Raw genomic sequence first — 14787 nt, 5'->3', positions numbered from 1 at the left:
TCCTAGGATCGGCTCACCCGGCAGCAACAGCCTTCGGATATTGCCAGTTCAGGCACCATCCATCAGCCCCGCGCCCCAGGCCCAGGCGGCGGCGCCGACCCGGTTGCGGACGCCAAGCTTGCGCTGGGCGGCGGCCACATGGGTTTTGACCGTGCCGAGGCCGATGGTGAGGGTGGCGGCGATCTCCGCGTTGGTCCGTCCCCGCGCGACCAGCCGGACCACCTCGGTCTCGCGGGCGGTCAGTACGGACGGGTCGGGGACGGCGGGGCCGTTGCCCGGGAGGCCACGCAGGAGGCGGGTGGTCAGGGAGGGACTGATCAGGGTGTCGCCGGCCATGGCCGCGCGGACCGCCTCCACCAGCAGCGTGGGGCCGGAGCGCTTGAGCAGATAGCCGGCGGCGCCGCCGCGCAGCGCCGGGCCCAGACAGGCGTCGTCGTCGAACGTCGTCACCACGATCACCCGGTGGCCCTCGGGAGCGAGCCGCCGGACCACCTCGATGCCGTCGATCCCCGGCATCCGGATATCGGCCAGTACCACATCCGGCCGCAGCTCGCGGGCCGCCGCCACGGCGGCCAGTCCGTCGGCGGCTTCCCCCGCCACCGCCATGTCGGGCTGCGCGTCGAGCACCATCCGGAAGCCGTGGCGGACGAGTTCCTGGTCGTCGGCGATCAGCACCCGGATCTGGGGCGGGGGCGGGGGCGTCATGTGTCGCTCCAGGCGGCGGTGGTGTGCCAGCCGCCGTACGGGGTCGGGCCGGTGGTGAGGGTGGCGTCCTCGGTGGCCAGCCGGCGGCGCAGGGTGGTCAGGCCGGTGCCGCTGCCGGGCGTGGCACGGTACGGGGCGGGCGGGGCGGCGTTGGTGACGCGCACCGTCAGTCCCGCGCCGGTACGCAGCACCGCCACCCGGACCTCGGGCGTGCCGGGGGCGTGCCGCCGTACGTTGGTCAGCGCCTCCACCACCAGCCGGTGCGCGGACAGCGGTACGTCGCGGACCGCCGGGTCGAGGTCCAGGGTGGCGGTGCCGTACCGCCGTACGGCCGCGGCCAGTTCGGCGAGCGCCGCGCCCGGCGGGCGGCTCCGGCCGATATCGGCGTCGGCGTCGGCGTCGAGCATGCGTACGGTCTCGTCCAGGGTCTCCATCGCGCGCTGCCCGGCCGCCTCGATGCGGCGCAGGGTGGCGACGGCCTCGGCCGGCCGGTCGGCCGCGACCAGCTGGCCGGCCTGCGCCTGGACCAGCATGCCGCTCACCTCGTGCGCGACGAAGTCGTGCAGGTCGCGGGCGAGCGCGAGGCGCTGCGCCCGGCGGGCATCGCGGACGGCCCGCGCGCGGCGGGCGTCCAGGGCGCGCAGATAGCGGCCCGCGCCCAGCGCGGCGGCGCCCGCCAGCGCGGCCAGCAGGCAGATGACGGCCAGTTCGGCGGGCGGTGAGGGGGGTTCGAGGCGGGGGCCGATGCGCAGCGGCAGCGCCGTCAGAGCCACCGCCGGCAGTGCGGCCCGCCACCAGCCCCGGCGGGCGGCCGGCACGGTCAGGGTCAGCAGGGCGGCCGTCTCGATCAGCCACCAGGGCCCGACCGCGTTGCCCGCCGGCCCCTGATACCCGGCCGTCGCCGCCAGCGAGGCCAACGCGGCGCCGGGCGCGGCACATCCGTGCTGCCGGGCGAGCAGCGCCGCGCCCGCCGCCACTGCGGCGGGCAGAGTGATCAGCGGTCCGGCCGAGGGCAGCGCCAGGACGGCCGCCGCCGCCAGCGAGGCGGCGAGCAGCCGGGGTACCACCGTCCGCCAGCGCATCCGGCCAGCCTACGGCCGGGCGCCGGGCGCCGCCTCTGCCGAAAGACAGAGGCCGGGGGGCGCTGGTCTCCGTCCTCCGGCTGATCCGCCGGGCCGCCGCCCCGCCAAGGCTGGAGGGCATGAACCTCACCACCCGGCTGGCCGCCATCACCGTCGCCGCCGCCGTCCTGATCCCGCTCACCGGCTGCCGGAGCGCCGGCGCGTCCGCCGCCGCGACCTTGACCGCCGCCGTCCCGTACGTCATCCCCAACCTGGACGACAGCGGCGGCCGCTGTCCCACCCTCGGCGCGGACAGCGCCCGGCTCACCGACGACGCGCTCGCCGCCTGCCACGACGCCGCCGACGAGGAGGTGAACGGAGCCGACGACGCGCTCGATCTGGCGCCGCTGCGGGTCGGGGCGCTGCCGGGGCTCGGCGCCGACGCGTACGCGACCGTCACCGTCGACGAGGCGTCCGCCCCGTACACCCGGCTGTTCGTGAAGGACGGTGATACGGCGTACTCCCTGCTTCCCCCGGACGCCCGGCTGACCGCCGACCAGCTGCGCGGCGGTGTCGAACTCGCCCTGGAGGCGACCGATCTGGTACGCGACCCCGCCGTCTGGGACGGCGAGATCGACGTACGCCTCGACGTCGTGGACGGCGACCGTACGGACACGGCCCGGGCGCGGCTGCGGGTCGCGCCGCTGATCCTCACCCACGATCTGCTGCCGATCGACCGGCTGATGACGAGCGACAACGGGACAACCCCCGAGGAGGCCGAACGCGACGGCTACGACCCGGATGTGCCGGCCCGGCCGGTCGAGGAGGGCGAGGAGGTCTTCCGCGCCGAGCTGACCGCCGCGCTGGAAGCCGCCGGTGTCAGCGGGCAGTTGCTGGAGTACCCGACCGGCGGGGACCGCTGGATGCGGGACCAGTTCATCACTGGCTACTTCGCCGCCCCGGGCCCGGACGGCGGGGAGGTGCGGCGGATGAGCGTGCTGCTGCGCTCCGCCGATGTGATGCCCGAGGGGAGCACGGCCGACTTTCCGCTGCGGGACGCCGGGCGTTCCGCGTACACCGTGCTGGCCGGCCCCGGCACGGCGGTCGTCCAGGAGTACGACCGCGACCGGGTCGGGGACAGTGAACACAGCCAGCTGTGGGGGTCGTTCAGCTCGACCGGCAACTTCCTGGTCGCGCCGCCGTACGCGGGGTGGCCGGCCGGCCGGGTGCTGTACGGCTCGGACGGCGGGGACGCGGCGCCGGACGCCGCCTTCGTCACGCTGCTGGAGGCGCAGCGCGAGCAGCGGCCGCTCGCGGTGGACACCAGCTGGCTGGCGGTGGGCCACATCGACGAGTTCCTGTCCTTCGTACCGGCGGACAGCGAGCGCGGCTGGGCGGCCGTGGTCGCCGATCCCGAACTGGGGCTGGAGCTCAGCGGCTCGGCGGAGCCGGCGGAGCCGGCGGTCGAGGAGGGTACGCGGCTGGCCGTCGCCGGCATCGACGCGGCGCTCGATGTGCTCACCCGCGAACTGGGGCTGACGGACGAGGACATCATCCGGGTCCCGGCCCTGTTCGAGCGGCTGGCGGTCCCCGGCTACCCCCGCCAGGACATCGTGGCCAACGCCCTCCCCGCCGTCGTCAACGGCGTCGCCACCGGGGCCGACACCGGGGCCGACACCGGCACCTTCCTGGCCGCCGACCCGCACGACGACGCCTTCAGGGCGGCGACCGAGGAGGCGTTCGCGGCGGCCGGCGCCGGCCCCGTGGCCTGGGTGGAGGAGTGGGACTACGGCCACACCGTGGGCACGGTGGGCGGCGAACTCCACTGCGTCACCAACGCGTTGCGCGATCTGTCCGCCGCCGAGCCGTGGTGGACCACGGAGGGGTGAGGCGTACGGCCCCGCGCCACGGGCCGGCCCCGGGGTCCGGTCACTTGCGCCAGAAGAGGTGGTGCGTCATGCCGCTCGGGCTGGGCACGACCTCCAGGTGGAACCGGTCGAGCAGCTCATCGGGTGACTCCCACAGTCGTAGTCCGGAGCCGAGTTCCATCGGCGAGACCGCCACATGCAGGGTGTCGACGAGGTCGGCGTCCAGGAACTCCCGGATGGTGGCGACCCCGCCGCCGAGCCGGACGTCCTTGCCCCGCGCCGCCTGCCGTGCCTGCTCCAGGACCGCGGCCGGGTCGCCGTCGACGAAGTGGAACGTGGTGTCGGAGAGCGTGAACGAAGGACGCGGGTGGTGCGTCAGGACGAACACCGGCGTGTGGAACGGGGGTTCCTCTCCCCACCAGCCGCGCCACTCGTGGTCCTTCCAGGGTCCGCGCTGAGGCCCGAACTTGTTGCGGCCCATGATCTCGGCACCGATGTGGTGTGCGAAGTCCCGCGTGAAGTAGTCGTCCAGGCCCCTGCTTCCTCCGGGGTCGGTGCGGTTGGGCCAGCTCGCCGTGGCACCGGCCCAGGCAAACAGCGTCGCCGGGTCGACGGCATGCCCGAACGGATGTTCAAGGCTCTGGTCCTCGCCGGCCCCGATCCCGTCACGTGAGACGGTGAAGTTCTGGACTCTCAGCAGCTGAGCCATGTGTTCCTCCTGTGTGGTCGGACAACGATGGTGAGACAACCCGTGAGGCCATGGTCGGCCGCCGACCGGCGCCCGTATCGATGGACACGCGTGCCAGGATCAGGGCATGCCGATCGATCCGCCGCCGCTCGCCGGTGCCCGTGCCGTCTGGACGGCGCTGGCCGGTGTGCCGGTGGCGTTCCGTCCCGCCGAGGGACCTCAGGTGGTCGTCTCCCCCGGGTCGGGCCTCTGCCCGCCCGGCTGGGCCGGGGTGGTGGCGCTCGGTGGGGCGGTGATCGCGACCGTTCCGGAGGAGGCGCTGGCCGCGCCGGTACGGGCCGCCCTCGCGTCGCTGTCCGCCGAGGCCGCCGTGGACGCGGAGGCGGTACGCCGCGTCCTGCCGGTGCGCGACATCCTCGGGCCGGCCGCGCTGGCGTACCTCAGCCCTGACCGCTTCCGGCCGGTGGGCCCGGGCCCCGGCGGCCCGGCCGTCGAGCAACTGCCCGGCCGGCACCCCGGGGTACGGGAGCTGGAGCGGCGCAGTGGTGCGCGGGACGCGGGCGAGGCCGGTCTGGAACCGATCACCTCACCGGCGTTCGTCGTCCGGGACGGCGGCGCGGTGCTGGCCGCCGCCGGCTATCAGGTGTGGCCGGGCGGGGCCGCGCACATCAGCGTGCTGACCGCGCCGGGCCACCGGCGCCGGGGCCTGGCCGGAGCGACGGGTTCGGCGGCCGCCGCGCACGCGCTGGCGGCCGGACTGCTGCCGCAGTGGCGCGCCCGCCCCACCGCCTCGCGGCGGCTCGCCGCCACCCTCGGCTTCCAGGAACTGGGCGCCCAGCTCAGCTTCCGTCCGGAGTGAGGTGAGTGGCGGGCCCGGGTTCGGGGGATGCCGCATGAGTGACACTGGGGGCGCACGACAAGCACGGCAAGGGGGCTGGGCAGCGGTGGCGGAACGGCGTCTGACGCGGCAGGAATTGAACCGGCTGAAGCGGCGCGGCGGCTTCATCGGGCGGCACGGCGAGCTGGACGCGTTCCGCGCCAATCTGGCCCGGGACCCGCAGAGCACCGACTTCCAGTTCCAGTATCTGTTCCATGTCCGGGGCCACAGCGGGGTGGGGAAGACCTCGCTGATCCGGCAGTGGGAGCAGCAGGCCCGGGAACGCGGCGCCGTCACCGTGGTGGTCGGCGACGAGATACACGATCCGGTCGACGCGATGGAGGCGGTGGCCAGGGGTCTGCTGCGCGACGGGGCGCCCTTGAAGAGTTTCGATCGCAAGCTCACTGATTTCCGCAAGAGTCTTCAGGAGGCCGAACGCACCCAGGCCGATGCCGCGACGGGCATGGCGGACGGTGGGGAGACCTCGGCGTCCCCCGGTGCGCTGCTCGCCGCCCAGGCGACGCTGTTCGGCGTGGGAGCGATCCCCGGGGTGGGGGCGGTCGCCGGGGCGGTCGCCGGGGCGGTCGATCCGGCGTCGGTGGCGGCGGGCATGGACCGCCTGCGCCACCGGGTCTCCGGCCGGCTGCGGCACGAGGACGCCCAGGTGCTGCTGTCACCGGCGCGGTCCCTGACCCCGGTGTTCCTGGAGGACCTGGCCGACATCGCCCGGAAGCGGGCCCTGGTGGTGCTGTTCTTCGACGTGTACGAACGGACCGGGCCGGTCCTGGACGCGTGGCTGCACGAAATGATCTGCAAGGACACCTACGGGTCGCTGGAAGCGAACGTCGTGGTCGTGCTGTCCGGCCAGGGAGGTCTCGACGAGCGGTACTGGGCCGACTGGCGGGCGGAGATCAGCGAAGTGCCGCTGGAGGTCTTCACCGAGGAGGAGGCCCGCGAACTGCTGCGGGCACGCGGGGTGACCGACCCCGACACGGTCGAGGTCATCCTGCGGCTGTCGGGCCGGCTGCCGGTCCTGGTCGACATGCTCGCCCACCCCCGGCCGTCCGCTCCCGGTGAGGTGCCCGACCCGGCCGAGACGGCCGTTGAACGGTTCCTGAAGTGGGAGACCGACCCCGACCGGCGGGCGGTCACCCTGGCCTGCGCCCTGCCGCTCCATCTGAACGAGGACATCTACCGGACCGTCGCCCCCGGGGCGGCAGCCGGCCAGTACGGCTGGCTGCGGGGACTGCCGTTCGTGGGAAGCCACGACGGCCGCTACCGATACCACGACACGGTCCGTACCCTCATGCTCCGCCACCAGCGCAACCACTTCCCCACCACCTGGTCCGAACAGCACATCGCCCTGGCCGGTTTCCACGCGTCCCGCCGGACGGCCATCGAGAACACCCTCACCCCGGACCGGGATCACGGCTACTGGGGCGATGCGGGCTGGCGCCAGTGCCGGGTGGACGAGACCTACCACCTGCTGTGCGCACACCCCGGGGCAGCCCTCACCGAGGTCCTGGCCGACACCGTCCACGCCTGCGAACGCGGACCGGGCGTCCAGCGGCAGTGGATCCACCTCCTGGACCAGGCGGCGGCGGACACCGGGGACGCCGGCCTGACCCGGTGGAGCGACCGGCTCACTTCCGCCGCCGGGGCCGCCGAGGCCGACGAGGCCGTCCTTGGCGTGGTGACGGCCCTGCTGACTGCTCCCGCGCTGGACCCGGCCACTCGTGCGGTGGCCCATGTCGCCCGTGGACGGGTGCACGAGCGCCGCGAGGAGTGGGACCGGGCGTTGACCGACTATGACGAAGCCGTCCGCCTCGCGCCGGACAGCGTTCTCGCCCGGTACCGGCGAGGAGAAGTCCGCAGGGTCACACGCCGGGACGATGACGCCCTCGCCGACTTCAGCCGCGTCATGGACATCGACCCCGGCCACAGTCGTGCCATCGCCAGCAGGGGCGAAATCCACCGGCGGGCCGGACGGTACGACCAGGCACTCACCGACCTCGACCACGCCACCGACATCGACCCCACCTACGCCTGGGCCATCGCCCTCCGGGGCGATGTCCACCGACGGGCCGGACGGTACGACCAGGCACTCACCGACCTCGACCACGCCACCGACATCGACCCCACCTACGCCTGGGCCATCACCGGCCGAGCCGAGATCCACCGCGAGGCCGGACGGTACGACCAGGCACTCACCGACCTCGACCGCGCCACCGACATCGACCCCACCTACGCCTGGGCCATCCTCCTCCGGGGCGATGTCCACCGACGGGCCGGACGGTACGACCAGGCACTCACCGACCTCGACCGCGCCATCGACATGAGTCCCGCCTACGTCTGGGCCATCACCGGCCGAGCCGAGATCCACCGCGAGATGGGGAAGTACGACCACGCACTCACCGACTACGACCACCTCATCCGGATCAACCCCGACGACGCCTCGGCCATCGCCGGCCGGGGCCATACCTGCCTGGCGGCGGGCCGGTACGAGGACGCCGTGCCGGCCTATGACGCGTTCTTCGCGCTGGAGCCGTCTTCGCGGCCGACGGGTGACAGTGCCGGTGGAAGTGTCTGGGTGCTGATCAAGCGCGGGGAAGCCCGCCTGCTCTCCGGCGCTGCCGAAGGTGCTCGTGGTGATCTGTCCCGGGCGCTGGCGGAGTCCCCCGGCACCGCCTGGGGGCATCTGATGCTGGCGCTGGTGGCCCGGCGGTTGGGCGAGGCCGAGGACGAACACTGGGATCGCGCCACCGCCCTCCTCGCCGCCGACGAGGACAAGGTGGCCATGGGCAACCTCTTCCTTCTGCACTGTCTGCGACCGGACGAGGCCGCCGCCGCGCGGGCGCTCGGTGACTTTCTGGCGCTGGGCCCCACGTTGTGGATGTTCGCCGAGTCGCTGAACATCCTCCACCGGTTCACCGCTGCCGGTCTGACGGATGCCGCGCTCATCGCCCCACTGCGGCAGCGCCTGCGGCAGGCGTACGAGGCGCGGCTGCCCGCCTCCGGTCCGTGAGCGGTCACTCCCGCCCCGCCCGGCCGAGGAGGAAGGCGCGTTCCTGCTCGTTACGGGCCAGGGCCACCGCGCGTTCGAACTCCGCGCGGGCTTCTTCCGTACGGCCCAGCCGCGCGAGCAGGTCGGCGCGGACGCTCGGCAACAGGCGGTAGTCGCGCAGGGGCGGGCCCGGCGGTGTCCGGCATGACGCCGGCGTTGGTGATCTCCTCCAGCAGCGCGCCCATGCGCTCGGTGACGTTCTGCTCATCGATGCGGATCAGGCTCATGAAACGGGGCATAGTGGATCCTCGGTGATGGTCGGGACAGGACGGGACGGGGTTTTTCCGTCTCTCACCACTTACGTCGAACGGGGACCGGCCGGATCGACAACGCGCCCGCGCTTTCCGGCCGGGGAAAACTTCTGGGCAGGGAAGAGGAGAGGGTGGTGTCCGTGGACGAGTTGCTCGGGGTCATCGCGGGGCCGGCGGCCGGGGTGGGCGGCGTGCTGGAGTGGCTGGGGGCGCGGCTCGGCGGGCAGGTGGCCGTGGTGGGCGGGGACGGTGCGGTCGAACGGGCCACGGACGGTTTTCCCGGTGCCGCGACAGCCGGGCTGGCGCCGCTCATCGGGCAGTTGGCCACCGGGCGGCTGGCCTCCGCCGCCACCGGGAGCGGCGGCTGGTGGCTGCGGCTGGAGCGGATCGGGGACCGGCCGCCGCACCGGGTGCTGGTGGTGGCCCGCGCCCTGCCGCCCCAGCCCCTGAGCCGCCCGGATTCGGCGCTCGCCTCGCAGGTGTGCGGGGTGCTGGATCTGCTGTTCCGGGCCGGGGAGACGGACGCGGTGCGGGCGGGCTATCAGCGCAAGGCCGGGCAGCTGCGGCTGGCGCTGTTCCAGGCGCTGATGGCGGGGAACACCGTACTGGCCCGGCGGATGTCGGCGGGCGACCCGGCGGCGGTGCTGGACAGCGACCGGGCGCGGATCCATCTGCTGCGCTGCGCGCCGGCGGACCGGGACCGGCTGGCGCGCTCGTACCAGGATCCGTCCGGCTTTCACGGCCGCGCGCTGATGGTGCGCTGCCCGGTGTACGACGAACATCTGATCTGTCTGATACCGGAGGGCGAGCCGCTGGCCGGCGAACTGCGCGACCTGGTCGGCGAGAACCGTACGTACACCCTGGGCATCAGCGGCGCCCAGCCGCTGGCCGCGACCGCCGAGGCGTACGAGCAGGCCCGGCACGCGCTGGCCGTGGCCCGCAACAGCCCGGACCGGATCGCCGGCTACGAGGGGCGCGAACCGCTGGCCCGGCTGCTGCCACCCGGCCCGGCGGGCCGCTGGGCCGCCGGGCTGCTGCGGCCCCTGGACGGCGTGCCACGGCTGGCCGTGGACATCACCGGGCTCGCGCTGGGGCTGCCCCGGGCGGGGGTGGCCCGGTTTCTGAACCTCAGCAGGACCACCGTCACCGCCCATCTGCGGCAGGTGGAGTCGGCGCTGGGGCTGGATCTGCGCGATGTACGGGACCGGGCCGTCCTGAATCTGGCACTCGCGGTCCGCCGCCCCGGGGACAGCGACCCCGGACCCGGTGCCGGACCCGACCCCGGACCCGACCCCGGACCCGGTGCCGCGCCCGGCCTCGACGAGTTGCTCGGCTCCGACGAGGCGCGGCGCTGGGCGCACACCTTCCTCAGCCCGCTGGCCGCCGACGGACACCAGCGGCTCCGTACCACTTTGCGCGCCTGGATCGACGCCAACGCCGACGCCCGCCGGGCGGCCGCGGCCCTGGGGATCAGCCGCGCCACGGTCACCGCCCATCTGCGGATCGTGGAACGGCTGCTGCACCGCGATCTGAGTGCGCAGGGCGCCGGGGTGCACGATCCGGTGCTGGCGCTGCTGATCACCGTGCCAGGGCGGGCGGCCGATTCTGGACACCGTGCGCGATGAGCGGCCCTTGTGTCCGGTACGGCCCGGGCGGTCTACTCGCATAGGTACAACGGGGGGCGAGGGGTCCGCGGCCACGCGTCGTTCAGCGCGGTCGCGGACCCCTCGGCCGACACTGCGGACGGCACTGCGGCCGCCCGCTCAGGGTGTCCCTCAGGACGCCCGGCGCAGCACCAGCGTCACAAAGCCCAGGGTCCGCCGGTAGCCGTGCAGCCAGGCGGTACGGTGCGCGGCGGCCGCCGCGGCGGCCTCCTTCGCCCGCGGGTGGCCGGGGTGGTCCAGCGCCCACTCGGTGAGCGAGCCGGTCCAGGACCACTCGTAGTCGTCCCACTCGTCCAGCGTGCTGGTGTGCCCGTAGACCGGGGCCCAGCCGGCGGCGATGACGCTGTCCACGGTGTCCGGCAGATCGGCGTAGTCCTCCGCTGCCACGCCGAGCTCCGCCAGGACGGTGGGGGACGGCTCGTACTCCCAGAAGCCGTCGCCGATCAGCGCCCGGCCGCCCGGGGCGAGGTGGGTGCGGGCCGCCTCCAGGGTGGCCGGCAGGCCGCCGAGGGCGTGGGTGGAGCCCACGCACAGCACCACGTCGAACGGCTCGGCGCTCGTATAGTCGGCCGCGCTCATCTCGTGCAGTTCCAGCCGGTCGGCGACGCCCAGCGCCCGCGCCTGCTCGGCGGCGCGGGCGAGGCCAGGGCCACTTATGTCGACGCCGACCGCCCGCAGCCCGGGGAAGTGCGCCAGCGCCTCCAGCAGCCAGCCGCCCTCGCCGCAGCCGAGGTCGAGGACGCGCAGGTCGGCGGTGTCGTCGTCGCCCAGGGCCCGTTCCAGCAGTTCCAGGACCGAGTGCGGGTGGAGCGGGGCCGCGATCGGGTGGCGGGCATGGGTGATCGCGTGTCTGTCGTATGGCTGCATCCGGCCAAGATCTCACCGCCCCCCTGCCCCGGCCAGCGAATTTCCGGTTGCGCGCGTGGCCTTCCCAGCTTCCGGGGCCGGTGCCAGGATGCGGGACATGAGCGATCTTGTGTCCCGGCTTGTGTCCCGGCTGCGGGCGGGTCTGCCGGCGGAGGCCGTGTTGACCGACGCCGATGTCATCGCCTCCTACGCCCACGACATGGCGAGCTTCTGCCCGGCCGGCGCCCCGGCGGTGGTGGTGCTGCCGCGCGAGACGGAGCAGGTACGGCATGTCCTGCGGGTCGCGAGCGAACTGCGGGTGCCCGTGGTGCCGCAGGGCGCCCGCTCCGGGCTGTCGGGGGCGGCCAACGCCGTGGACGGGTGCGTCCTGCTGTCACTGGTACGGATGAACCGCATCCTCGACATCGACCCGGTCAACCGGGTCGCGGTGGTGGAGCCCGGGGTGATCAACGCCGAGCTGTCCAAGGCGGCGGCCGGGCACGGGCTGACGTACCCACCGGATCCGTCCAGCTGGGAGCAGTGCACGATCGGCGGGAACATCGGTACCGGGGCCGGCGGCCTGTGCTGTGTGAAGTACGGGGTGACCGCCGAGTACGTCCTCGGGCTCGATGTGGTGCTGGCCGACGGCCGGCTGCTCTCCACCGGGCGGGCCACCGCCAAGGGGGTGGCCGGCTACGACCTGACCCGGCTGTTCGTCGGCTCGGAGGGCACGCTGGGGGTGGTGGTACGTGCGGTGCTGGGGCTGCGGCCCGCGCCGCCGCCCCGGCTGGTGCTGGCCGCCGAGTTCGGTTCGACGGCCGCCGCCGGGGACGCGGTGTGCCGGATCATGGCGGCCGGCCACACCCCGTCGCTGCTGGAACTCATGGACCGCACCTCCGTACAGGCCGTCAACCGGCTGATGCGGATGGGGCTGCCGGAGTCCACCGAGGCGCTGCTGCTGGCCGGTTTCGACACTCCGGAGCCGGGCCCGGAGCTGGCGGCGGTCGGCGAGCTGTGCCGGGCGGCCGGGGCCACCGAGGTCGTACCGGCGGAGGACGCCGCCGAGTCCGACATGCTCATGGCGGCGCGGCGGGCCGGTCTTTCGGCGCTGGAGGCGGTCAAGGGCACCACGATGATCGACGATGTGTGCGTGCCGCGCGCCCGGCTGGCGGACATGCTGGAAGGGGTGGCGGAGATCGCCGACCGCTACCGGCTGACCATCGGGGTGATCGCGCACGCGGGGGACGGCAATACCCATCCCACGGTGTGTTTCGACGCGGCGGACGAGGACGAGGCGCGGCGGGCGCGGGAGTCGTTCGACGCGATCATGGCGCTGGGGCTCGATCTGGGCGGCACGATCACCGGCGAGCACGGGGTGGGGGTGCTGAAGCGGGACTGGCTGGCCCGTGAACTGGGGCCGGATTCACTGGAGTTGCAGCGCGGGATCAAGGCGGTCTTCGACCCGCTGGGGATTCTCAATCCGGGGAAGGTGTTCTGATCCGCCGGCCGGCCCGGCGGACAGGAGTTGACTTCAAGCTTCCTTGAAGTATCAGCATGGCGATGCCCGGCCGAACCCGGCCGGGCCGGACTCCGGACCGCGTCCCCAGAACAGGACAGGACACGACATCGCCATGTTCAGCAGCCCCCACGATCCGCTCCAGCTCGCCATCATCGTCGGCAGCGTCCGGGCCGGCCGCACCGGACCCACCATCGCCCGCTGGTTCGCCGAACACGCCGCCGCCCGTACCGACATGACCGTCGATGTCATCGACCTCGCCGAGTACCCGCTGCCGTTCGACATGGCGGGCGACCGGACCCCCGGCGCCGAGCGGCTCGCCGAACGGCTGGCGGCGGCCGACGCGTTCACCGTCGTCACCCCCGAGTACAACCACAGCTTCCCCGCCGGGCTCAAGCACGCCATCGACCTGCACCACAAGGAATGGCACGCCAAGCCGGTCGGCTTCGTCTCCTACGGCGGCATCTCGGGCGGCCTGCGCGCCGTCGAACAGTTGCGGCAGGTCTTCGCCGAACTGCACGCCGTCTCCGTCCGCGACACCGTCAGCTTCCACGGGGTGTGGGGCAGCTTCGACGACACCGGGCGCCCGGTGGACCCGGAGGGCTGCGGCGGGGCGGCGAAGACGATGCTCGACCAACTCGCCTGGTGGGGATGCGCGTTGCGCGAGGCCCGCCGCGTGGCGCCGTACGGGGCCCGCTGATGAGCAGCGGACCGATAGCCGCGGCCGGGGGCGGGGCCGGAGCCGGAGCCGGGGGCGGGGCCACCACCACCGCCGCCGCCGCCGGGCCGGCCACTCCCCCGGCCGCGCCGCCACCACGGCTCGGCGCGCTCGCCACCGTCATCATCCTCGGCTCGGTGATGATCGTCCTCGACACCACCATCATCGCCATCGCGTACCCCACCCTCGCCGAGGAGTTCGGGGCCGCCATCACCACCGTGCAGTGGATCTCCTCCGGCTACACGCTGGCGCTGGCCGCCGTCATCCCCACCGCCGGCTGGGCGATGGCCCGGTTCGGCGCCCGCCGCGTCTACCTCACCGCCATCGCCGCCTTCACCCTCGGCTCCACGCTGGCCGGGCTGGCCTGGAACATGGAGTCGCTCATCGCCTTCCGGGTGCTCCAGGGGCTGGCCGGCGGGCTGGTGTCGCCGGTGGGCATGGCCGTAATGCTCCAGGCCGCGGCCCGCAGCGGCGACAACAACGGCAAGGTGATGAGCCTGCTCGGCATCCCCATCCTGATCGCCCCGCTCACCGGCCCGGTGCTGGGCGGGCTGCTCATCGACAGCTTCTCCTGGCGCTGGATGTTCCTCATGAATGTGCCGGTCGGCACGCTCGCCGTGCTGCTGGCGCTCCGGCTGCTGCCGCACACCGCGCCCCAGCCCGGGCGCCGCCTCGACCTGCCCGGGCTGCTGATGCTCTCCCCCGGCCTGGCCGCGCTCATCTACGGGCTCACCCGGGCCGCCGAGGGCGGGGCAGGACCGACCTCGGCGGAGGCCGTCGTCCCGGCCGCGGCCGGTCTGGTGCTGACCGTCTCCTTCGCGGTACGCGCCCTCCGTACGACCACACCGCTGGTGCACTTGCGCCTGCTGGGGCAGCGGCGACTCGCCGTCGGGGTGGCGACGGTATTCCTGTTCGCGACGGGTTACTTCGGCTCGATGATGCTGGCGCCGATCTACTTCCAGCAGGTGCGCGAGGCGTCCGTGCTGGCCGCCGGGCTGATGGCCGCGCCGCTGGCGCTGACCTCGGGCACGGTGATGCAGTTCGCGACCCGGCTGACCGACACGGTCGCCCCGCGTTACATCGTGGCGCCCGGAGTGCTGCTGGGCGGCGCCGGGTTCGCGAGCTTCGCGCTCCAGGCCGGGCCCGGCACCCCGTACTGGCGGCTGGCGATCTCGATGATCCTCATCGGCGCGGGCGGCGGCATGACCCTGATGCCCAGCATCGCCGCCGCCACCCGGGGGCTCCCCCCGGACCAGGCCCCGGCGGCGTCCACCCTGATCGCGATCTGCTCCCAGATCGCCGCCTCGCTGGGCGCGGCGGCGGTGTCCCTGCTGATGTCGCAACGGCTGACGGAGTCCTTCACGACAGCGGACCCCGCGACGATGACCGAGGCCCTGCGGCACGCCTACCTGTGGCCGGTGTCGGTGGTCCTGCTGGCCCTGGTTCCGGCACTGCTGGCCTCGCGCCGGCGGCCCGAACGGACCGGCTGACGGCCGACCGCCGACCGCCGACGGCTTCACCCGGAGGCT

11 protein-coding genes and 2 pseudogenes are annotated in these 14787 nt (G+C 73.9%); 7 read left to right on the top strand and 6 right to left on the bottom strand.

Annotated elements, in window-relative coordinates; translation table 11 throughout:
* Positions 1-48: 48 nt before the first annotated feature.
* Together AC5WRL_RS09465 and AC5WRL_RS09460 are read right to left on the bottom strand one after the other, a co-directional pair.
* Positions 49-705, bottom strand: a complete 657-nt coding sequence (locus AC5WRL_RS09465) for a response regulator (RefSeq protein ID WP_496087916.1) — start codon at positions 703-705, stop codon at positions 49-51.
* Positions 702-1787, bottom strand: coding sequence for a sensor histidine kinase (locus AC5WRL_RS09460; RefSeq protein WP_496087915.1), 1086 nt, complete (start codon positions 1785-1787; stop codon positions 702-704). The genes AC5WRL_RS09465 and AC5WRL_RS09460 overlap by 4 nt, the downstream gene beginning before the upstream one ends.
* Before the next feature lie 119 nt (positions 1788-1906).
* Between AC5WRL_RS09460 and AC5WRL_RS09455 the strand changes: the two genes are divergently transcribed.
* On the top strand, positions 1907-3655 hold the full coding sequence (locus AC5WRL_RS09455) for a protein-arginine deiminase family protein (RefSeq protein WP_496087914.1): 1749 nt from the start codon (positions 1907-1909) through the stop codon (positions 3653-3655).
* Between the two features lie 40 nt (positions 3656-3695).
* Here AC5WRL_RS09455 and AC5WRL_RS09450 read toward each other — a convergent pair whose 3' ends face one another.
* A complete protein-coding gene (locus tag AC5WRL_RS09450) occupies positions 3696-4343 on the bottom strand; it encodes a dihydrofolate reductase family protein (protein WP_496087913.1) in 648 nt (215 codons plus the stop codon).
* A 106-nt stretch (positions 4344-4449) separates the two neighbouring features.
* On the opposite strand from AC5WRL_RS09450, the gene AC5WRL_RS09445 reads away from it, so the two are divergent.
* Both AC5WRL_RS09445 and AC5WRL_RS09440 read left to right on the top strand, forming a co-directional pair.
* Positions 4450-5181, top strand: a complete 732-nt coding sequence (locus AC5WRL_RS09445; protein WP_496087912.1) for a GNAT family N-acetyltransferase — start codon at positions 4450-4452, stop codon at positions 5179-5181.
* Positions 5182-5266: 85 nt separating this feature from the next.
* On the top strand, positions 5267-8224 hold the full coding sequence (locus AC5WRL_RS09440) for a tetratricopeptide repeat protein (protein WP_496087911.1): 2958 nt from the start codon (positions 5267-5269) through the stop codon (positions 8222-8224).
* A gap of 4 nt (positions 8225-8228) precedes the next feature.
* Here AC5WRL_RS09440 and AC5WRL_RS09435 read toward each other — a convergent pair.
* Positions 8229-8390 (bottom strand): annotated as a pseudogene (locus AC5WRL_RS09435) (RNA polymerase subunit sigma-24); the annotation flags it as partial.
* A pseudogene (locus AC5WRL_RS09430) lies at positions 8383-8502 on the bottom strand (YciI family protein); the annotation flags it as partial. The pseudogenes AC5WRL_RS09435 and AC5WRL_RS09430, both read right to left, overlap by 8 nt.
* Before the next feature lie 146 nt (positions 8503-8648).
* Between AC5WRL_RS09430 and AC5WRL_RS09425 the strand changes: the two are divergent.
* The gene (locus AC5WRL_RS09425) at positions 8649-10139 is read left to right on the top strand and encodes a helix-turn-helix domain-containing protein (protein WP_496087910.1); all 1491 of its coding nucleotides are present in this window, start codon (positions 8649-8651) and stop codon (positions 10137-10139) included.
* A gap of 150 nt (positions 10140-10289) precedes the next feature.
* Here the strand turns inward: AC5WRL_RS09425 and AC5WRL_RS09420 are convergent, their stop codons facing one another.
* Positions 10290-11045 carry an SAM-dependent methyltransferase gene (locus AC5WRL_RS09420; protein ID WP_496087909.1) on the bottom strand — a complete coding sequence of 252 codons (756 nt, stop codon included), beginning with the start codon at positions 11043-11045 and terminating at the stop codon, positions 10290-10292.
* Positions 11046-11133: 88 nt separating this feature from the next.
* On the opposite strand from AC5WRL_RS09420, the gene AC5WRL_RS09415 reads away from it, so the two are divergent.
* The 3 genes from AC5WRL_RS09415 (at position 11134) to AC5WRL_RS09405 (ending at position 14748) form a co-directional block, all read left to right on the top strand.
* Positions 11134-12522, top strand: coding sequence for an FAD-binding oxidoreductase (locus AC5WRL_RS09415; RefSeq protein WP_496088007.1), 1389 nt, complete (start codon positions 11134-11136; stop codon positions 12520-12522).
* 133 nt (positions 12523-12655) lie between these two features.
* Entirely contained in the window at positions 12656-13240 is a 585-nt protein-coding gene (locus AC5WRL_RS09410; RefSeq protein WP_496087908.1) for an NADPH-dependent FMN reductase, read from the top strand.
* Entirely contained in the window at positions 13240-14748 is a 1509-nt protein-coding gene (locus tag AC5WRL_RS09405) for a DHA2 family efflux MFS transporter permease subunit (RefSeq protein WP_496087907.1), read from the top strand. Before AC5WRL_RS09410 ends, AC5WRL_RS09405 begins: the two co-directional genes overlap by 1 nt.
* Positions 14749-14787: the final 39 nt, after the last annotated feature.

This window comes from Streptomyces sp. NTD107 (assembly GCF_059510435.1).
Note: the sequence above shows the minus strand (reverse complement) of the source record. Positions and strands in the feature narration are given on the sequence as shown.

Excerpts from the sequence above, each read along its gene's own strand:
- AC5WRL_RS09465 (WP_496087916.1), bottom strand. The coding sequence starts at position 705 with ATGACGCCCCCGCCCCCGCCCCAGATCCGGGTGCTGATCGCCGACGAC.
- AC5WRL_RS09460 (WP_496087915.1), bottom strand. The coding sequence starts at position 1,787 with ATGCGCTGGCGGACGGTGGTACCCCGGCTGCTCGCCGCCTCGCTGGCG.
- AC5WRL_RS09455 (WP_496087914.1), top strand. The coding sequence starts at position 1,907 with ATGAACCTCACCACCCGGCTGGCCGCCATCACCGTCGCCGCCGCCGTC.
- AC5WRL_RS09450 (WP_496087913.1), bottom strand. The coding sequence starts at position 4,343 with ATGGCTCAGCTGCTGAGAGTCCAGAACTTCACCGTCTCACGTGACGGG.
- AC5WRL_RS09445 (WP_496087912.1), top strand. The coding sequence starts at position 4,450 with ATGCCGATCGATCCGCCGCCGCTCGCCGGTGCCCGTGCCGTCTGGACG.
- AC5WRL_RS09420 (WP_496087909.1), bottom strand. The coding sequence starts at position 11,045 with ATGCAGCCATACGACAGACACGCGATCACCCATGCCCGCCACCCGATC.
- AC5WRL_RS09415 (WP_496088007.1), top strand. The coding sequence starts at position 11,134 with ATGCGGGACATGAGCGATCTTGTGTCCCGGCTTGTGTCCCGGCTGCGG.
- AC5WRL_RS09410 (WP_496087908.1), top strand. The coding sequence starts at position 12,656 with ATGTTCAGCAGCCCCCACGATCCGCTCCAGCTCGCCATCATCGTCGGC.
- AC5WRL_RS09405 (WP_496087907.1), top strand. The coding sequence starts at position 13,240 with ATGAGCAGCGGACCGATAGCCGCGGCCGGGGGCGGGGCCGGAGCCGGA.